Annotated in this window: 23 protein-coding genes; 7 read left to right on the top strand and 16 right to left on the bottom strand. The window is 69.2% G+C overall.

Annotation, left to right across the window (positions count from 1 at the left end; all coding sequences use genetic code 11):
* Positions 1-11: 11 nt before the first annotated feature.
* From AB0I03_RS13580 to AB0I03_RS13510, 15 genes are all read right to left on the bottom strand, one after another.
* Positions 12-518 (bottom strand): NucA/NucB deoxyribonuclease domain-containing protein, encoded by a 507-nt coding sequence (locus AB0I03_RS13580; protein WP_360411442.1) that lies wholly within the window; start codon positions 516-518, stop codon positions 12-14.
* Positions 511-1,005, bottom strand: a complete 495-nt coding sequence (locus tag AB0I03_RS13575) for a hypothetical protein (protein ID WP_360411439.1) — start codon at positions 1,003-1,005, stop codon at positions 511-513. Before AB0I03_RS13575 ends, AB0I03_RS13580 begins: the two co-directional genes overlap by 8 nt.
* 36 nt (positions 1,006-1,041) lie before the next feature.
* Positions 1,042-1,368: a hypothetical protein gene (locus AB0I03_RS13570; protein ID WP_360411436.1), complete on the bottom strand. Its 327-nt coding sequence runs from the start codon at positions 1,366-1,368 to the stop codon at positions 1,042-1,044.
* 2 nt (positions 1,369-1,370) lie between these two features.
* Positions 1,371-1,772, bottom strand: coding sequence for a hypothetical protein (locus AB0I03_RS13565; protein ID WP_360411433.1), 402 nt, complete (start codon positions 1,770-1,772; stop codon positions 1,371-1,373).
* A 135-nt stretch (positions 1,773-1,907) separates the two neighbouring features.
* Positions 1,908-2,246 (bottom strand): hypothetical protein, encoded by a 339-nt coding sequence (locus AB0I03_RS13560; protein ID WP_360411430.1) that lies wholly within the window; start codon positions 2,244-2,246, stop codon positions 1,908-1,910.
* Positions 2,247-2,285: 39 nt separating this feature from the next.
* Positions 2,286-3,887 (bottom strand): hypothetical protein, encoded by a 1,602-nt coding sequence (locus AB0I03_RS13555; RefSeq protein ID WP_360411428.1) that lies wholly within the window; start codon positions 3,885-3,887, stop codon positions 2,286-2,288.
* Positions 3,888-3,975: 88 nt separating this feature from the next.
* Positions 3,976-5,331: a hypothetical protein gene (locus AB0I03_RS13550; protein WP_360411425.1), complete on the bottom strand. Its 1,356-nt coding sequence runs from the start codon at positions 5,329-5,331 to the stop codon at positions 3,976-3,978.
* The gene (locus AB0I03_RS13545; protein WP_360411422.1) at positions 5,331-6,302 is read right to left on the bottom strand and encodes a hypothetical protein; all 972 of its coding nucleotides are present in this window, start codon (positions 6,300-6,302) and stop codon (positions 5,331-5,333) included. The genes AB0I03_RS13550 and AB0I03_RS13545 overlap by 1 nt, the downstream gene beginning before the upstream one ends.
* A 12-nt stretch (positions 6,303-6,314) precedes the next feature.
* Complete coding sequence (locus tag AB0I03_RS13540) at positions 6,315-6,620, bottom strand: hypothetical protein (protein WP_360411419.1); 306 nt, start codon at positions 6,618-6,620, stop codon at positions 6,315-6,317.
* Positions 6,617-7,375 (bottom strand): hypothetical protein, encoded by a 759-nt coding sequence (locus AB0I03_RS13535; RefSeq protein ID WP_360411416.1) that lies wholly within the window; start codon positions 7,373-7,375, stop codon positions 6,617-6,619. Before AB0I03_RS13535 ends, AB0I03_RS13540 begins: the two co-directional genes overlap by 4 nt.
* Positions 7,376-7,492: 117 nt before the next feature.
* Positions 7,493-8,203, bottom strand: a complete 711-nt coding sequence (locus tag AB0I03_RS13530) for a hypothetical protein (protein WP_360411413.1) — start codon at positions 8,201-8,203, stop codon at positions 7,493-7,495.
* A gap of 25 nt (positions 8,204-8,228) precedes the next feature.
* Positions 8,229-8,618 (bottom strand): hypothetical protein, encoded by a 390-nt coding sequence (locus AB0I03_RS13525; protein ID WP_360411410.1) that lies wholly within the window; start codon positions 8,616-8,618, stop codon positions 8,229-8,231.
* Between the two features lie 27 nt (positions 8,619-8,645).
* The gene (locus AB0I03_RS13520; protein WP_360411407.1) at positions 8,646-9,206 is read right to left on the bottom strand and encodes a nucleic acid/nucleotide deaminase domain-containing protein; all 561 of its coding nucleotides are present in this window, start codon (positions 9,204-9,206) and stop codon (positions 8,646-8,648) included.
* A gap of 12 nt (positions 9,207-9,218) precedes the next feature.
* Entirely contained in the window at positions 9,219-9,749 is a 531-nt protein-coding gene (locus AB0I03_RS13515; protein WP_360411404.1) for a hypothetical protein, read from the bottom strand.
* 4 nt (positions 9,750-9,753) lie between these two features.
* Entirely contained in the window at positions 9,754-10,101 is a 348-nt protein-coding gene (locus AB0I03_RS13510; protein WP_360411401.1) for a type VII secretion target, read from the bottom strand.
* A 166-nt stretch (positions 10,102-10,267) separates the two neighbouring features.
* On the opposite strand from AB0I03_RS13510, the gene AB0I03_RS13505 reads away from it, so the two are divergent.
* The 3 genes from AB0I03_RS13505 to AB0I03_RS13495 all read left to right on the top strand — a co-directional run bounded on the left by AB0I03_RS13505 (position 10,268) and on the right by AB0I03_RS13495 (position 11,263).
* Positions 10,268-10,783, top strand: coding sequence for a TNT domain-containing protein (locus AB0I03_RS13505; RefSeq protein ID WP_360411398.1), 516 nt, complete (start codon positions 10,268-10,270; stop codon positions 10,781-10,783).
* Positions 10,784-10,793: 10 nt separating this feature from the next.
* Positions 10,794-11,027, top strand: a complete 234-nt coding sequence (locus AB0I03_RS13500) for a hypothetical protein (RefSeq protein WP_360411395.1) — start codon at positions 10,794-10,796, stop codon at positions 11,025-11,027.
* Between the two features lie 68 nt (positions 11,028-11,095).
* Positions 11,096-11,263 carry a hypothetical protein gene (locus AB0I03_RS13495; protein WP_360411392.1) on the top strand — a complete coding sequence of 56 codons (168 nt, stop codon included), beginning with the start codon at positions 11,096-11,098 and terminating at the stop codon, positions 11,261-11,263.
* A 132-nt stretch (positions 11,264-11,395) separates the two neighbouring features.
* Here the strand turns inward: AB0I03_RS13495 and AB0I03_RS13490 are convergent, their stop codons facing one another.
* Entirely contained in the window at positions 11,396-12,229 is an 834-nt protein-coding gene (locus AB0I03_RS13490; protein ID WP_360411389.1) for a hypothetical protein, read from the bottom strand.
* 386 nt (positions 12,230-12,615) lie between these two features.
* Between AB0I03_RS13490 and AB0I03_RS13485 the strand changes: the two genes are divergently transcribed.
* The 4 genes from AB0I03_RS13485 to AB0I03_RS13470 are packed head-to-tail and all read left to right on the top strand — an operon-like array spanning position 12,616 to position 18,453.
* Entirely contained in the window at positions 12,616-12,894 is a 279-nt protein-coding gene (locus AB0I03_RS13485) for a hypothetical protein (RefSeq protein ID WP_360411386.1), read from the top strand.
* 44 nt (positions 12,895-12,938) lie between these two features.
* Positions 12,939-13,328 carry a hypothetical protein gene (locus tag AB0I03_RS13480; RefSeq protein WP_360411383.1) on the top strand — a complete coding sequence of 130 codons (390 nt, stop codon included), beginning with the start codon at positions 12,939-12,941 and terminating at the stop codon, positions 13,326-13,328.
* A complete protein-coding gene (locus AB0I03_RS13475; RefSeq protein WP_360411380.1) occupies positions 13,325-16,522 on the top strand; it encodes an ATP-binding protein in 3,198 nt (1,065 codons plus the stop codon). Before AB0I03_RS13480 ends, AB0I03_RS13475 begins: the two co-directional genes overlap by 4 nt.
* Entirely contained in the window at positions 16,519-18,453 is a 1,935-nt protein-coding gene (locus AB0I03_RS13470; RefSeq protein ID WP_360411377.1) for a hypothetical protein, read from the top strand. The genes AB0I03_RS13475 and AB0I03_RS13470 overlap by 4 nt, the downstream gene beginning before the upstream one ends.
* Positions 18,454-18,455: the final 2 nt, after the last annotated feature.

Here is an 18,455-nt window from a genome sequence, read left to right as displayed (position 1 = left end):
TTCGTTAGTCACTAGGTGCCGCCTGATCTGGCGTACGTATCCACCCAAATCCTAGATCCTTGTGGCACGCCTGCCCACTGGTTCTTGATCTCGTTGCCGGCGCCTTGGTTGTCGTCCCACTTCACGTACTGGACGCTCGATCCCTCGCCGCCCTCCTTCGTCGAAGCGAACGGGTACTCGTCGCGGTCCTCGGTGTTGCGCTTCTTCGGCGGAAGTACCTTCGTCGCTGCTCTGCGCCGCTTCCGCACCTCACTCTTGTTCGCGGAGTCCTTGGTGAGGACCCGTGGATGCCCGTCGTTCTGGGCTTTTCGGATGTGGGCGGCTGTTTCGGGATACTTCTTAGGATCGATAAAGATTCGCTTGTCGTATTTGCTCTTGTCGAGCGGCTTACTGAGATCTGGCTTGCTGCTCCCGCCTTTGCCGGTGCGGAACGCGTCCACGTCTTTGAGGACCTTCGAGACGAGCTTGCCGCCGGCCTCGGTCGCCTGTCGCGGCGGCTGGTTCCGCTGCCTAGCCATTGAGCACCATGTCGATCGCCATGCCGATGAGCTGGTCGATGATGATCCCGCTGATGATCTTGAAGATCGGAATCTGTGCGAGCGAGGCGCCGAAGGTGACTGCAGCAGTGGCGATCGCCTGGAAGATCTGGAAGGCGAGCATTACCAGTTGGACGATCACCTGCACCTTCAGGGCTAGGACCACGCCGGCGGCGATGGTCAGTCCGATGTTGATGAGGTTGGTCGGGTTGGCTGCGTCGGCGATGTTCCGCACCGCGGACTCGGCGTCGTCCCATTCGTCCTTGAAGGCGTCGATCTCCTTGCCGAGGTTGTTCTCCAGCAGTGTGGACGCCGCGCTGTTGAGCGACTCGATCCGGCCGGTGATCTGGTCGGCCATGCCGGTCCATTCACCGGCCAGGTTGAAGATCGACTCCTCATCGGACTCCGGGAAGTCGTAGCCGAGCATGCTCAATAGGCCGGTGAGTTCTGAGGGCAGTTGCAGGCCCATGGGGGTGATACCTCCTCGAGGAGCGGGAGTGAAGGGTCAGGTGCCGAGTTCGCCGAGGAGCTCGTTGAAGATCTGCGCGGTCTCGTCGTCCGTGGCCTGGTGGTTGTCGGCCATCTCCCGCACGCACTGCGCGTAGTCGGCCAGCTCTTCGATATTGGTCGAGAAGCACTCGGTCAGGGCGTCAGTGCAAGCCTGGTGGGCGATGCCGACGAGCATGCCGATCTCGTCGCCGCCGAAGGCGTCGGCGAACTGTTCCAAGGCTCCGGTGAACTGGTCGAGGAGACCCTGGACTTCGTCCTTGGCGGCGTCAAGTTGGTCGGCGGCCTGCCGGAAAGTCTCGGGGTCGATGTCGAAGCTCGGCATGGCTACCTGCCTCCATGGAGCTTGTTCATGACCTCGCTGATCGAGGCGCTCATGGCCTGGAACTGGCGCAGCGACCGGTCCTGGATCTCGGCCACCGACTCGTTGATCGCTTCAAGGTCGGGGGCGGGTTCGTCGGTGCCCAGAGCCTCGGCGCGTTCGTCCAAGGCGGCGTTGACCATTCGCTTGATCTCGTCGAAGAGGACTTCGGAGCCGATGCGCATGATGCGGGGATCGAACTCGAACTTGTCCACGCGGCCTTCGACGCCGAGTGTCAGTTTGAGGAGGCCGTCTACGCCCTCCACGATCACTGGTTCGATCTGGTGGTCCTCAGGAGACCTGACTGCCGTGCTCAGTGTCGCGCGGGCGTCCGCCAGTTGCTGCGCAATCGCGTCCTCTCCGAACATGTGATCTCCAGTTGCCTTGTGGTATCTGAGGATCACTCATCATATACCGACATGGCAAATGTCCGGGTTCAACGATCACTTGTGCCCCAGCAGCACTCACGGGCCCCACGCGATGCGCGTTGGGCCGCGTCAGGATCAGGCGTAGAGGTCGTCGCCCCCGGTGAGGCTCGCGATGTCGGTGGCGACCTGCTGGTCGACGGTGCCGCCGGTGTCGATGGCGGTTTGGAGGCCGTTGATGAGGCCGTGGAGGGTGCCGCGGAGGTACTGGAGGTTTCGCCAGGTGGTGGCGTGGAAGTCGGCGTACTCGATGGCGGCGTTCTCGGCCGCGCCGGGGGCGGTGCCGAAGGCGGGGGCCTTCTTCAGGTCGCCGTCGCTGAGGGACGGGATGATCTCGTTCTCGAGTTCTTCGAGGAGTCCGGCGAGGAACTGCCGGTAGCGCTCGAGTGCGGCCGGATCGAAAGCGCGCGTTGGCATCTCAGGGTTCCTTTCCGAAGGTTTCAGGGACGGGGTGCGTTAAGCGTAGGGGTCGTCGTCCTCGTTGACGAAGCCCCACATGTTCTCGTCCTCGACCAGGTCGACGTCCGGTTCGCGGTCCTTGTCGTCCATGTTCATGCCGCGCCCGGCTCCCGCCCCGCCGCCACCGCTCATCATGGCCGCGGAGCCGCGCGATCCCGTGGCGGCCGCGGCACCGCCCGCTGCCGCGCCGAGGGCCGCGCCGCCGAGGGCGCCGCCCATCGAAGCGCCGGAACCCGAAGTGGCACTTGCAGGTACGGCACCAGCGCCGAAACCGCCGCCGCCTCCTCCGCCGAAGCCGCCCGCGGTGCCCGTGCCCGCGCCGCCGCTCGCCAGGCCGCCGCTCGGCTCCTCGCCGTCGTCCTCCGCGGGATCGTCGGGCGCCGCTGGGTCGACCGGTTCGGCGGGGGTCTCGCCGACGGGCGGGTCGAGCGAGGGGTCTTCGCTGGCCATGGGCTGCGCGCTGCCGCTGGGCTGCTCCATCGGCGGGGGTTCGAGGTTCATGTACGCCGGGTCGGCGGACGGCGGGTACTCCTTGTCGCTGTGCACGGTCCGCACGGAGCGGTCCTCGGCATCGGTGTCGGTGCTCCGCTGCTGAATGTCCTCATTGGACTCTGCTTGGCGGGCGTCGTACGCGCCCCAGCTCTGGTCGACGAGGGTCCCGTAGTGCTCCATCGCGTCGGCGACGGCGAGCTCCTTGGCCTCCACGACTGTGAGGCCCTTCGTGGGGTCGAGGCCGTCGCGCTCGATGTTGACGGGGCTGGCGTAGTAGTCGATGTAGTGGAGGATGCGCTCGTCGATGTAGTCGATGATCTCGGTGGCGAGCTCGGGTTCGGCGCCGCCGAGGGCGAGCACGTGCTCGGCGTCCTGGCAGGTGTACTCGATGCAGTCGCCGTGCCACCACGCGGGCCGCACATGCACCGACACCCAGCTGTGCCAGTCGCCGTCGATCCAGAACTGCGGTGCGGGGTACGGGATCTCGCCCGAGCTGCCGCCTTGGATCGAGTAGAGCGCCTCCTCAGTGGACTGCAGGTTGGCGACGGTGGCGTCGATGTCGTCGACCAGGTCGTCGACGAGTTCGCGCGTCTGCGTGCATGTGGCCTCGAAGGCCTCGAAGTCGGTGCCCGACCAGCCTTCGGCGAGCTCGTTCAGGTTGGACTTGATCTGCTCGGACCAGTCGGCGATCCGCCCGGTCACGTTCTCGCTCCAGGCGTTGCGCAGGTGCTCGAGCGAGTGCGCGTCGGCGCGCTCGGGCCGCACGGCGGCGACGGCCGCGCGGAAGTCGGCCTCGGTCGGGAACGCCATCCCGGCTTCCTTGGGGCGCAGGCGGTACAGCTGGCCCGTGACGGGCACGGCCGAGACGAGCTGCTGCCAGTCCAGTTCGGCGGGGTGCTCGGTCGGGTTGCCGCAGTTGGGGTTCGAGCAGGGCGTGCGGCCAGCGGGGAGGCTCTCCTCGGCCACCGGCGGGGCGACCGTCTCGTCAGCGGGAGGCGGGGGCGGCGGAGGCGCCGCGGGCGGCGCGGCACTGCCGAACGCGGGGGCACCCATGGCCGGCGCGGCGGCGTCGAGTCCAGGGTAGGACGCACTCGAGTTGTCGCTCATCGATACGCACCTCGCGGCTTCAGGGGTGACCGGACGGGTTCACGGTAGCAACAAGGCGCCATCGATGGAACCTCGCGAAAGACCGTGATCACCGCGTGGGAGGAATGTCGTCTTTGGTCTCCCAGTACCGGCCCGTGACGGCGCGGCGCAGGCCGCCGCGGACGTCGGCCCTCGGAACGGCGGGCGCCTCGTGCGCCGCGGCGGGGCCGAGCCGGTCGATGCGGCAGTGCCAGAGGTGCAGCACGGGACGCAGCGGGTCGGGCACCGCGGTCACCGTGACCGAGAGGTCGACCCGGGCGACCTCGCCCGCGTCGACGTTGACCGTGGCGACGGCGGTGTGCGGCTGATGCGCCCGCCCTTCGACCGGGAGCGGCGCGGCCGGCGTGCGCACCTCGAGCCGGTGCGTCCCGGGCGGCACCGCGAGCCACATGCGGGTCCAGAAGGCCCCCAAGGCGACCCCGTCGAGCAGGACCTCCGGCGGCGGCACGGCGTACCGGTGCCGGATCGGGACGACCTCGCCGACCGCGTTGAACGCCTTGGCCTGCTTCCCGTCGATGCGGTCCTGGCCTTCGGGCAGCTGCAGCGCCAGCTCGTCGGAGGCGAGGTCGGCCTTCAGGAACCGCGCGTCGAGGAGCACCGCCGCCGCCCCCGGCCCCAGTTCGGGCAGGTCCCCGTCGGCGTCGAGCACGAGCGGCGCGGCCGTGCCGCGGGTGAACGGGCGCGTGTCGAGCGGCGCTTCGGGCGCGAGCCGGTTGTACCGCAGGTGCGTCCACAGGACCCTGATCCCCCACGCCGCCAGGGCGCTCGCCCAGATGACGGCGCCCGCCGGGATCGCGATGCCGGCCGGGACGCCCGCGTACGCGAGCGCGGCCGAGAGCGTCGCGCCTACGAGCGCCGCGAGCATGAAAGCGAGGAAGCTTTTGCGCTCCTTGGCGTTCGCGGGCAGGTACTGGAAGTAGTTCAGACGCCCGCGCGGCCCCACCGTGTGCCCGTGCAGGCCCTGGAGGTTCCACCGCAGCTCCGCTTCGCCGTACGCCCGGTGCGCTTCGCCGAGCATCCCGATGTAGTCGAGCTTCGTGGCCTTCCCCGCCGCGATGTCGAACGCCCGCCACGTGCGCGAGTGCTGGCTCTGCACCTCGATCAGGTGCCGGCCCGCGGGGAGCGGCAGTTCGATGCGGCCCCAGCCGGTCGCGACCGGCGTGCCGTCGACGAGCACGACCGGGACGAGGCTCGACCGCAGGTCGCTCCAGACGGCGATCGGGTCGCCCGCCTTCCGGCGCTCCGAGATGTTCACCGCCGCTTGGGCCGGCGTCTTGTCGGTCGCGCCGCCGCAGTGGCCGACCCGCAGGTCCAGCACGCCGCCGTCCGCCGGGCGCGGCTCGCCGATGCGGGCGATCTCCCAGCCCGGCCGCGGCGGCCGGAACGAAGGGCTCCCGGTGCGCATCAGGACCAGTCCAGGTCTTCGGGGTTCTTCATCGACTCGGGCGCGTTGTCCTCCCACAGCCAGTTGAGCGCCGAGTCGGGGACGCCGAGCAGCGGCCCGCCGCCGTCGAACCCGGCCTCCCATCCGTCGTCCTCGCCCTTGTACGCGGGGAAGAACGTCGAGGCGGCCTGGGTGAGGTGCCCCGCGAGCGCCCAGCCGCTGGCCAGCGCCCCCGTGGCGTGCCGCCCGCCCGAGGTCATCGTGGCGGCGTTGATGCCGTACACGAGCAGGCCCTCGAGCATGTTGGCCAGGCCCGCGCCGGCGATGTCGAGCGGCGAGACCGGGTTGCCCTGGGACTTCTGGAACGCGAACGTGAACACCGACATCGCACCGGTGATCGCCGCGCACCCGGTCGAGATGGAAATGAGGGTGGCCTCGAAGCTCTTGGCGGTGGCCAGCAGGGAGGCGGCCGTGACGTTCGCGCTGGCCATGATCGCGGGGGCGCCGACGGCGCTGACGACGCCCGACAGGGCCGCGATGTACGCGCCGAAGTAGACGGCCATGATGGCGGTGGCGGCGGTGAGGAACATCCAGAAGACGGTGAGCATCACCGCGAACGCGAGCAGCTGCGCGCCGACGAGGTAGGCGTTGACGGCGAGCTGGGTGAGCTGGGCCTTCACGTCCCCGGAGGCGGCTTTGAACGCTTCGGCGTCGGCGCCCGACCAGTGCTCGTCGTCGACCTTGTCGACCTCGGCCTGGAGCGCTTCGACCGCTTCGAGGTTCTTCTCCGCCAAGGCGATCCAGGCGCCGGCGCCTTTCATGATGTCGCCGGGGTTGCACTGGTTGAGGTAGACGACGGTGGCGAGCGCCTGCGTGGAGAGCCCGAAGGCGATGGCGGGCGCGGCGATGCCGATGGCGCAGCCCTTGATGACGGCGTTGTACTCACCGGCCATCGCCTCCCCGGCCTCCATGATGCTCTGCCCCGTTGACATGGTCGCCCGCTCCTATCCGTTCGCGCCGAACGCGGTGGCGCAGGCTTCGTCGGTGTCGTCCATATCCTGCGCGCACGCGTCAAGTGCGGCGTTGACCTCGCGGAAGCATGCGGCGGCTCCGGCCATGGACTCGGTGACGGTGGACGTGGCGATGGAGTAGGCGGCGGCCATGGGGAGGGTGACGGTGGTGTAGAGGCCGCGGTCGATCTCGCTCATGACCTGGAGGTACTCGTCGGTGCTCTCCAGGATCGGGACCACCTTGGCCTCGATGTCGGCGCCGAGCTGCCGGACGAATTCGCTGTCGAAGACGCGGGTCATCGGGGTCCTGCCTTTCGCTGGATGCTGTCGCTGAGCTGCTGGACGCGTTCGGCCATGTCCCCGGCGGCGCGGGTGGCGCGGTCGGCGGCGGCGGGGGCCTGCTCGGTCTTGCGGGCGAGGTCGGCGGGGAGGGTGTCCCGGGCGCGCTGCTCTGCTGCGCGGCGCAGTTCGTCGCGGGCGCGGGCGATGAGGTCGGTGAGCGCCCGGCCGAGGCCGTCGAGGCCCCGCTGGCGGGCGGTGGGTCCGATCCAGACGGCGGCGACGGCGCGTTCGGCGCTGGCGGTGACGCTGAGGTCGCCTTCGTCGCTGTGGACTTTGACGTCGAGGTGGTCGCGGTCGGCGGCGGGCCCGGTGCGGGCGGTCTGGGCGGCGCGCATGGTCTTGAGGACGCCGTCGAGGTGGCCGGCGAGGGCGCGGTCGTGCTCGGGGTCGCGGCTGAGGGTGTTGGGGCCGATCGGGCTGGCGACGCCGCCGATGCCGAGGCGCCCGCGCATCATGGCGGCGAAGGCCTCGTAGCCGCCGGTGGCGGCGGCGTCCTGGAGTTCGCCGATGGCCTTGATGCCGTTGGCGACCGCGGCGTCGGCTTCGGCGCCGGGGCGGGGCAGCCGGGCGGCGAGTTCGGTGACCAGGCGTGCGATGGTGCTCGGGGGTTGGCGGAAACCGGCGGCCGTCACCGCGACGATGATCTTGTCGTCGTCGAGGCGCAGCGTCACATATTCATCGATGTCGGTGAAAGTCTGGCCGGGATCGGTCACAGCGGCGGCTCACTTCGGTGGACGTCACCATGACAATACCGAACAAACGCGTGCGGAGCGCACCGCTGCACGAGCGGTAGGGGCGGCCGTTAGAGCAGCTCACCGCCGCGGCGGGCGCTATCCCAACCGGGCGTAGTGGGCGGCGCCGATCTCGCCGACGACGGCCGCCGCGTCCGACTGCGCCCGCTGCACGGCGGCGGTGAGCTGTTCGGCGAGGGTGTGGCGGTCGGTGAGGTTGAGGACGTTGTTCTGCAGGAACACCACCTCGGTGAGGCGTCCGCGCAGGTTGACGGCGAGTTTGGTGAGCCCGTCCTCGGTGGTGGCCCCGAAGCGCTCGTGCTCGCGGGCGCTGAGGGCGAACTCGATGTCGGCGAGCACCTGCTCGGCGGGGGTGTTGCCGCCGCCGAGCGCGCCGGTGCGCGAGGTGTAGTCGCCTTGGCTCTCGGCGCGCGCGTCCTGTGCCGCGGCCCAGGCGAGGCCGATGGCGTCGGCGAGGCCGTGGTTGCCCAGGCGGACGGCGTCGACGCCGAATTCGAGTTCGCGCAGTTCCCCGGCGGCGTCGATGACGACCTTGGTGGTCTGGTCGGGGTCGTAGCCGGTGTGGCGGGCCTGCTGGAACGCGGCGAGCATCGCCATGGCCTCGGCGGCTTCGCGCTGTGCGGCCTCGATCGCTTCACGGCTGGGCGGGTCGGCGAGGACGCGCTGGGCGTTCTCCCAGTTCTCGTTGCGGGGCACGACGTCGAGCGCGGCCCGCGCCTCGTCGATGTGCCGCTCGTAGTCCTCGGGCACCGCGAACTCGAACGGCTTGGGGTCTTCAGCGGGGGTCATGTGGAGCTCCAGTCGTGGCCGGGTACTAGGCGGTGCCCGGGGCGGAGACGATTCGCAGCAGGTAGGGGGCGAAGTCGTTCTCGGCGTCCTCGGATTCGATGCCGGCCGCGCGCAGCGCCGCCTGGAGCCGCGCGTTGACTGCTTGGGCCTCGTCGTCTGCGGCGAGGATGCGCGGGTTCATGTGGTCGCCTTCGCGGACGAGGCGCATGAGCGACTCGTGCTCGGCGAGGCTCTGCTCCCAGGAGACGAACACGCCGCGGCCGGAGTCCCGGCCGTAGTCGATGGTCACTTGCGCGACCGCGTACGACTGCGGCTTCTCATGCAACTGCCAGCGGATGCCCGCCGACTCCAACGCGTCCGCCACCAGGCCGCGCACCCGTTCCAATTCGTCGTCGGACGCCTGGTCAAGACTCACCGAGGGACCTCTTCTCGCTGTTCGGGATCAGATGCCATGGTACGTGTACGCCGCGCGCTTCAGCTCGGCCGTTTCGAGGTTCTTCAGCTGACGGAGTGCCTTCGCCTCCTCGGGAGTAGAGGGCGTACCCGGCACGTCGAAGTGTTCGACAGTCCAGTTCACGTCGGCTCCGGAGTGCTTGGTGTTCATCAGGTTCTCGCAGTTGCAGCACGGCTGGCGCTCCGTATAGAGCTCCTCGATCTTCAACGGTGGTGTCCGCCCGTTGTTGAGCGCGTCGAGCTTGCCCTGGATCTCGTTCTCGGAGCATCCGTGGGGGTTGCCGCTCACGCCGTCGATCACGCTGCCGTCGCTGAGCCGTGCAGCCGCGATGTTTCGGCCCATGCCCGGGTCGAGCGTGGGCGGCGGCGGTCGGTGCCGCACCTGCCGCATGTCGGCGACATGCCGTCCGAGCGGCGTCTCTCCGTAGCCGACGCGGGTTCCGATGGTGCGGCGGAAGTTCGGTGCGGTCGCAAGTGTGGTCGCGTTGGCGTGCACCGGCTTGCGGGCATTGCTGCTGGGGAGCGGACTGCCGTGCTTGCTCGTCGTCATGGGCCGGGCTTTCTACGACGGGCTCAGGGCGAGGGCGGTGCGGATGATCGCGTACCCGGCGGTGTCCTGGGCGATGACCGCGGTGTACATGGAGACCAGCGCGGTGGTGAACGCGATCGCGCCGGACTGGTAGGCGGCGAGGACCGCCGGGGCGGCGGGTCCGGCCGAGGAGACCTGGGACCACTGGCTGGGGCCGAGGATCACGAACGGGGTAGGCAGGACCTTGTAGCCGACGGCTTCGGCGGCCTGCTTGGTGGCCTTCATGGCGAAGCAGGTGGCCATGAGGGCGGCGCCGGTGCCTTCGAGGGCGCCGGCGCAGGTGAGCATCGCGGCGTCGCTGCGGCCGATGAACAGACCGACCTCTGTGGACCATTTGACGAGTTCCTGGTAGTCCTTGCCCTGCCAGGAGGCGGCGAGGCCGGCGACGGTCTGGCCGTAGGTCGCGCCGAGCTGGGTCAGCTGCGCGGCGGCCCCGGCGATGGAGGCGCCGAGGGTCATGAGCTGGGCGGGGTTGGCGTCGAGGCACTGCTGGAAGGTCGGCATCGCGTCACGCTCCTCCGGGGATGGTGGGGACGTTGAAGCCGCTCAGTTCGGAGCCGATCGGCTTGAAGTCGGCGGCGGCGTCCTCGTCCGCGCGGTCCCAGTGGTCGGCGATGTCCTCGAGGACTTCGGCGGTGTCCTCCAGGTGCTCGTTGAGGTCCTTCATGTCCTCTTCGAGGTCGTCGGCGAAGTCCTTGGCGCCGTCGGCGCACATGAATCCCCGGTTGGCGCTCTCGGCTCGCTGCGCGGCCTGGACCGCGTTCTGGGGAAGGCTCTTCGCCTGGCTCGCGAACTGCTTCATCCGGCTGGAAGCGCTGCGTATCGCCTGGCTTTCGACTTGCACGAGACCGAACACGTCAAGCCTCCTCGGGGGTGCGGTGGTGCTGTGCGGTCAGGCTAGCACCGGCCCGCCAGGGCTGGTGCGCACGGAATCGGCGGCCACGACGGTGGTACTGGCACCGCTGGTCTAGTTTGCTGGATAACCCCGCTTCCGGGTTCCCCCACGGAAGGTCCGCACCCCCATGACGACTGGAAAGCATCCAGGCGGCCTGCCCCGCAGCAGCGCCCGCCGCTCGTCGGCCTCGTCCGCGCCCACCATGGCCGATCTGCACAAGCAGTGGATGACCGGCCCCTCACCGATAGGCTCCAATCCCGGTCCCGGCCATGGCGACCGGGACACGCCGCCCGCTCCGGGCCTGCCCCGGGGCGACCTCAACTGGCCGCCGGATGCGGGCGCGCTCGGCCCTTCCCGGAAGGTCACCCTGCCCAAGGGCACGATCATCGACCGGTACGGCAGCGACTGGGGCGACTACACCTCGCCCGACGGGATCCCGTTCGAGCAGCGGGCGATGCCGCCCGAAGGCAGGTCGTCGCCGTACAGCAGGTTCCGGCTGAACGAGGACATCGAGGTGGACGAGGCGACCATCGCGCCGTGGTTCGGCGAGCCGGGCATGGGGACGCAGTACAAGCTGCCGTCCGCGGTAAAAGACCTGCTGAAACCTGATGCGTCCGGGTATTCGAAGCTCACTCGACTGTAAGGTGCCTGCCATGAAGAAGAACGACCTCGCCCGCCTGCTCGAAGCCGAGGGCGTACGCGAGAACACCTACTGGCTCGAGGGCGGGCTGCCGAACGAGAGCCATACGCTGGAGCAGCGCGAGAACGGCTGGGCCGTCTACTATTCGCAGCGCGGCGAGCGGGCTTACGAGGAGGTCTTCGCGACCGAGGACGAGGCGTGCGCCGAGCTGTACAGCCGGGTCATGGACGATCCGACCACGCGCTGATGGGCGGCGGCTCAGCGCCGAAGGAGCGATTCGGCGGCGCGGCCCGGTCCGGTTGGACGGCATCGTCGATGAGTCTTGAGCAGGCTTCGCCGAAGAAGCTCGAGCGGGTTGCGGGGCTGGTGTCCGACGCGCTTTCGGCGGCGAGATCGGCCTCGAGTCGAATGCGAACCTCCGGGCCGGCGACCGCCGAGCCGCAGGCGCCGGTCGGCACGAGTTCGACCTCGACGACGATCTGACGGCGGCCACCGCACGCGTGCAGACGGTCCTGCGGCGAGCGGGCATCGGGGCCGTCGACGCCGAGAACGACCTCGACCCCTATCTGCTGAGGATCACCTGCGCGCCCGCGGCCGACTGACCGCAGTGTTCACTCATTGTTCGGCTTCGGCCTCGGTCCTGCCGTTCTCGCCGTTCTCCAAGGGCCACACGGTGGCTTCGACGGAGCCGACGAGTTCGAGGGGGCCGACGAGGGAGGCGGTGCGGGCGACGGTGAAGTCGTCGAGGGCGAGGAGGCTGATGCCGCCGCGGCTCTGGGCGACGGCGGCGTAGTAGGCGCCGGTGCCGCGGTCCTGGAAGACCCAGCCGGGCCGGGTGTCGGTGGGGATGGTCGGGACTTTGGAGCGGGCGGCGGGGAGGCTGCCGGTGGCGGCGGTGTCGGGCGCGTACGGCGACCGCGGTTCGGAGTAGGCCTGCTGGTACTGCTGCGGGTGGCGCGGTTCCGGTGCGGTGTGCGGGTAGTCCTGCGGCTCGGGTTCCATGGGGGTCTCCGTGTAGTCCGGCATCTGGTAGCGGGTCGGGTCGCCCGACACCGGGATCGGCGGCGGGTTCATCGGCTGGTCGGGCACGTTGATGAGCGTGCGCATCTCGACGTTCCCCGCAACGTAGCTCACCAACCACAATCCGAGGGCGAGGGCGGCGAGGTCGACGCCGACCGCCAGGAGCACCCGCAGGTTCGCGTTGAGCCCGGTGCCGAACTGCGCCAAGGAGAAAAGCCCTGCGGCGAGGGCGAACATGACGAGGCCGAGGAGTGCGCCGGCCATGACGGCGGGGCGGCCGAGGCGCGGGACGGGGGCGGAGGGCCACTTCTCGGAGGCCCGCACTCCGCCGAGGGCGGCGGCGGAGAGGGCGGCGACGGCGAGACCGGCGACGGCGAAGGCGATCGCGGCGGCGGTCAGCCGCCCGGCGATGTCGTCGATGTAGTCCATGGTGGTCTCCGCGAGGTCGGTGCTCGGCCTGGTGGCCGGCGGTGTGGGCTGGATTCGGTTGTGTCGGTCGGTGCTGGTTCGTCGGGCTCTATTGTGCGGCCCAGGGGCGTCTCCGAGCGTAGGACACCGACCTCCCCGAGTTTAGTGTCGGATTGCCGACACGGAGTGATCGCGTCCATCGGATTGCCTTCCGCCGCTGAATCAAGTTCACTGTCTCGTGTCAGCGCTTGCAGTCGCTCTTCGACCCGACGAAGGTGCGTTCTGTCAGCACCGCGGCATATGATGAGGGGCAGACCCCGCAATGGGTTGGGAGACAAGAAACATGAGTGAAGATTGCGTTACGTGAGACTGCAGTGACCCCTGTGACGGAAGGATTGGGACTGACGATGATGAGTGAGACACTCTGGACGGTGGCCGCGCACGCCCAGGCCGGCGCCGAGATCAACACGCAGGGGATCATCGGATTCTTCCTGTCGAAGATCGCCCCGATTCTCTTGGCCATCCTGGGACTCATCTTCATCGCGCGCTCCAACAAGGGCGAGGTCAGCCGCGTGCTCACCTCCTCCACGATCGCCATCATCGGGATCGCGTTCATCGCCGGAGCGGTGGTCCTGGTCGCCGTCGGCACCGGCCTGGTCGACATCCTCTTCAGCTCCGAGGATTAGCAACCCCACATCGCCCCTGAAATAAGGCCGGACGGAGGACGCCCATGCGCTTGCGCACCGACGACGACATCTACCGTGCCCGGCTGCTGTACCTCGGCCCTCCCGGGTACACCCTCCCCGTCCACCTCCCCTACGGGCAGTACGGGGCCTTCGCCGCCCTCCTGGCCCTGTTCATGCTGCTCCGCTGGACCTTCACCGGCGACGTCGACCTCTTCCCCGCCATCGAGATCTCCCTCGCCCTCGTCGCCACCTCGCTGATCTTCCGCTACGTCGACGCCGACCGCCCCGCGACCACGGTTGTTCGCACGCTGCTCACCGACTGGAAGCACACGCGCGACGCCGGCGACGAGAAGCGGATACCGGCGTTCACGACCCGTTCGATCCGCTTGCGGCCCACACTCGTGGAGCCCGTCCGAACTGAGGAGCGTCTATGAGCGGCGAGGATCGCCGACAGCCCGTCGCCAAGTTCTCCGCCCCCCGGCCCCCCGCACCCGTGCGGGACCGGGAGCGGCAGTCCGGCGACCTCGGCGACGACGCCACCGCGCTGGCGGACGCGGTATTTCGGGCGGAGCCCGTCAAAGGGCACAGCAGGGCGGAGCCGGTCAGGAAGCAGAGCACCGAGCCGGTCATTGCGCACCGCTCGGCGAGCCCGCCCGCTCCGAGCCCCACGCAGCCGAGCCCGGCCGCCCAGCCCTCACCGGTGGCGCCCGGGCGCCCGTCCTCCTCTTCGGACTCCGTCCGACACGCTTCGCCACCTGCGCCGATGACCCCTCCGTCAGGGAGTCGTCCACAGGCTTATCCCCAGGGTTATCCACAGAATCCGGGGAGTTATCCACAGGGGTATCAACAGCGTTACCCACAGGCTCCCACCAGCGGAAATCCACAGGGTTATCCACAGCACAACGGAAGTTATCCACAGCCGGGACAGAGTTATCCACAGGCTGTTGACCAGCGGCGCGGGAATGTTTCCACAGGTCGTACAGCAGCTGAACAAAAGGGTGCACAACGGGTGCCGGGCCAGGACCTCGTCCCGGTCAAGCAGGCCCGCGCCGAGGCCGCCCAGCTGCAGACGACCGAGCTCAAGCCGACCCGCGTCAAGCCGCTGCCCCGCGACAAGGAGAAGCAGCCGCTCCGCGAGCTGAGCCTCACCGAGATCGCCGGGCACGCCACGTTCACGCCCGCCTCGGTCACCGCCTGGTACAAGCTGCCCGGCGTGCGCTGGTCCTTCCGGCCCGACCTCGAACGCGAGGCGCTCATCGTCGCCATCGCCGAGCAGTTCGCCGGCCTCGCGGGCATGCGCGTCCACCTCCGCCGCACCACCCGGCCGTTCCCGGCCGACGAGTGGGCCCGCACGGTCGACCGCAACACCGCGCGCCCGCTGCGCACCGTCCCGGGCGGCACCAGCTGGGCCGACCACCTCGTGGCCGCCCAGCGCCACCTGCAGCAGCTCTCGCACGCCGAGGGCGAGACCTTCCTCGGCATCACCTTCAGCCGCCGCGGCGCCCTCGACCAGCTGGGAGAGAAGGTCGGCCGCATGTTCGGCCGCGGCACCAAGCTCTCCGAGCGCGAGAAGATCGAGAAGCGCAGCCTCCAGTTCGACGAGGTCCTCGGCTCCTTCGGTGTACGCGCCCGCCGCGCCACCACCGCCGAACTCGAATGGCTCGTCTACCGCTCCGTCGCGCTCGGCATGTCGCCGCCGCGCCTGCTCTCAGGCTCCAACAGCGAGTGGGAGACCGGCGACGTCCTGGCCCTCACCGAGTCGATCGAGCGCTACCGGAGCCCGTACGGCTCGACGGTGAAGCTCGTCAACCGCCTCACCGGCGAGGAGAAGCACACCGCGGTCCTCACCGTGGGGCGCATGGAGGAGCTGGAGATCCCGCAGCGCCACGAGCCGTGGCTGCACTTCCACGAGCGCTGCCCCTGGCCCGTCGAACTCTCGAGCCGCATCGACATCCTCGGCCCCGGCGAGGCCTTCCGCGACCTCGACCACCGCCTGCGCCTCATCCGAAGCCAGCAGCGCGACTACGACGAGCACGCGATGGACGCCCCGCCGGAGCTCCAGCGCCTCGCCGAACGCGCCCTCGGCGTGGGCGACGAGATGACCACCGGCCTGCCGATCGACGCCGCCCGCGCCCACGGCTGGCACCGCATCGCCGTCACCGCCGACACGAAAGAGGAGTGCCTGGAGCGCGCCCGCACGCTGATGCAGATGTACCAGCGGGACATGCGCATCAGCCTCCAGCACCCGAAGAACCAGGACTGGCTGGCCCGCGAGTTCATCCCGGGCGAGCCGGTCGCGCAGACCGGCTACGTGCGCCGCATGCCCGTCAAGCTCTTCGCCGCGGCCCTGCCGCAGGCCGCGTCCACTGTGGGCGACCAGCGGGGCGACCTCATCGGCCGCACCGCCGGCACCTGCCGCCGCCCGGTCTTCCTCGACATGCACTTCGCCACCGAAGTGCGCGAGAAGTCCGGCCTCTCGGTCTTCGTCGCCGAACCCGGCGGCGGCAAGTCCACGCTCATGGGCGCGATCGGCTACCTCGCGGCCCGCCGCGGCGTCCAGGTCACGCTCCTCGACCCTTCGGGCCCGCTCGCGCGGCTGTGCGAGATGCCCGAGCTCAAGCCGTACTCGCGGGTCCTCAACCTCACCGGCTCGGAGCACGGGACGCTCGCCCCGTACGCGCTCATCCCCTCCCCGAAACGCGAGCACTACGACGACTCCCCGGACGGCCAGCGCGAGTACGACATCGCGATCTCCAACGCGCGCAGCGAACGGCGCATGCTCGTGCAGGACATCTGCGCGATGCTCCTGCCGCCGCAGATCCAGCGCGAGGCCTCCACGGCGCGGCTCCTGCGCCACGCGGCCCGGTACGTCCCGGCCGAGGAGGACTCGACCATCGAGGACGTCGTCGAGTCCCTGCAGGAAGCCGAGGACCACGCCACCGGCGACGGCGCCGAACTCGCCGCGCTCCTGCTCGACACCGCCGAGATGCCGCTCGCGAAGCTGTTCTTCGGCAGCCCGGACAAGGGCGTGCTCGAGGACGACACCGCGCTCACGGTGATCACCATGTCCGGCCTGCGCCTGCCCGACCTCGGGATCGAGCGCGAGTACTGGAGCGCCGAAGAGGCCCTGGCCCTGCCGATGCTCCACACCGCGCACCGCCTGGCCGTGCGCCGCGCCTACGGCGGCGACATGCACCGCCGCAAGCTCGTCGGCCTCGACGAGGCGCACTTCATGGAGGGCTGGAAGTCCGGCCGCTCGTTCCTGGTGCGCCTGGCCCGCGACTCCCGCAAATGGAACCTCGCGGCGCTGGTGGCGAGCCAGAACCCGAAGGACATCCTCGGGCTCGACGTGCAGAACCTCGTCTCCACGGTCTTCGTCGGCCGCATCGCCGAGGACCGCGAGGTCGCCGAGGAGGCGCTGAAGCTGCTGCGCGTGCCCACAGGCGTCGGCTACGAGAGCGTCCTCGCCTCGCTGTCCGAAGTGGATGCGGCGGAGACGCAGAAGCTCCCCTACCGCGAGTTCGTGATGCGCGACGTCGACGGACGCGTGCAGCGCATCCGCGCCGACTTCAGCTGGGTCCGCAACCTGCTCGAGTACCTGAACACCACGCCCGGGGAGGCGAAGTGACCGACCCCTCCGCCGATCACGACCTTGCTCCTCCATCAACCCGACACCGACTACCAGGCCTCGCCGCACGCGCGGCCGGACGCCTCGGCCGGGTCCTGCTCGCCCTGACGGCGGCGGCCGGGGCCTTGGTGTTCACACCGGGTATGGCTGGGGCGCAGGGTGATGCGGAGGGGTGCACCGATTACGAGTGGCACACCGAATGGTCGAGTTGCCTGGAGGAGCTGCCCGCAGGTCAAGAGCTTCAATGCGAGGCTGCGCCACAGCCCGCTTCTCCGGACTCAGGCATGGCGGGTTGGTTCGCCGAGCCGAGCAGGCTCGACAAGAGCGAAGGCATCGGCACCTATAGCGCCTACGGGTACGCCGGTTACCAGCTTCCGATGTACGGCTCCCAAGAGATGTCGATCGGCGGCGGCTGCGTCGACTCCGTGTCGATCCCCAACGGTGCCGACACCGCGAACGCCTTGGCGAACATGGAGTTCAACCTATCGGTCGCCACTGTCGGGGCCGCGAACTCGATGCGGCAGGCCGCCTGGGAGCCCGACAACATGTGGGGCTGGTCCAACGAGTTCATGGAGCAGGGCACCGAAATCCTGTATCGCCAGATCTTCACGGTCTTCGGCGCGGTCACCGTAGGACTCATCGGCCTCTACCTGCTTTGGCGCTCAAAGCAAGCCGACATGAACAACGCGGTCACGACCGTGGCCTGGGCTGTGCTCATTCTCGTGCTCGTCACTGCCGTGGTTCGCTGGCCGGTCAAGGCCGCCGAATACACGGATCAGGCTTTGACCATCGGCATGAACCTCAGCACCGTGCTCATCAACGATGACATGGTTGAGGGCTGCTGGCGCGAGGACGGTATGGACCAGGAGCGGTACGACGAGCTAAAGGAAAACAACGGCGAAGACTTCTGCGTCGACACCCGCACTGCCGCTGTAGTCGCCTCCGACACCGTCTCCGGGCAGGTGCTCTACCAGAACTGGCTGCGGACCATGCTCGGCCAGAGCGAAGAAGTCACGTTCCAGGAGCGCGACGGCAAAGTAGTTGAGGACGCCGAGGGAAACCCCGTCGTCACGGACTCCAACGCCGCTTACAAGTACGGTCCAGCTCTCTTCGCAGCTCAAGCCTTCTCCTGGGAAGAGCAAGCCGAAGCAGAGGACTCCGCGACGTATCGCAACGACCTTATCGAGGAGAAGCAAGAGAACTGGCGCAACCTGGTCGCTCAGATCCAGACCGAGGACCCTGAGGCCTACGCCAACATCAGCGGCCAGCGCGCCTGGGAGCGCACCGGCACCGGCTTCCTTGCGCTCCTGACCGCGATCTTCTTCTCGCTCTTCGACCTAGTGGCCTCGATCCTGATCATCCTGGGCTTCATGATCGTGCGCTTCGCGATCGTGGCCCTGCCGATCATCGGTACGATCGCGCTGCTGCGCCCGGCTGGCGGCCCATTCAAACGCCTGGTCAACACGGTCCTCGGGGCGATCATCAACGTCGCGATCTTCTCGTTGGCTGCGGTGATCTACATCTGGGCTTCGAGCCGCATCCTGGGCACCACGATGCCCGTCTGGCTCCAGGTCGTCCTCATTGGACTCTTGGGCGTCGCCGCTTGGCTGCTCCTACGACCAGGAAGGCGCATCGCCGGACTCGTCGCAGGCGGCGGCGTGGCCGATTCGCTCCTCGGCAGACGCACCACCGAATCCGAGCGCGAGGCCGAACGCGAGCGTGAGCGCGAGCGGGTCTCGCGCCGCCGCGACGACGCGCGCCCCGAAGAGGTCCCCGATACCGTGCGCACACCGCGCGGAACTGACACCCTGCCCGAGCAGAAGACCGGAGCCGACCAACCGGCCGGCGCCGGTGGTCAAAGTGGGACGGCGGCGTCCGGCGGAGGCGGTTCCGGCGGTGGAGAGGTCTACCGGCCTTCGAGAAAAGAGTGACC

The organism is Glycomyces sp. NPDC021274 (genome assembly GCF_040641195.1).
GTDB lineage: Bacteria > Actinomycetota > Actinomycetes > Mycobacteriales > Micromonosporaceae > Glycomyces.
Note: the sequence above shows the minus strand (reverse complement) of the source record. Positions and strands in the feature narration are given on the sequence as shown.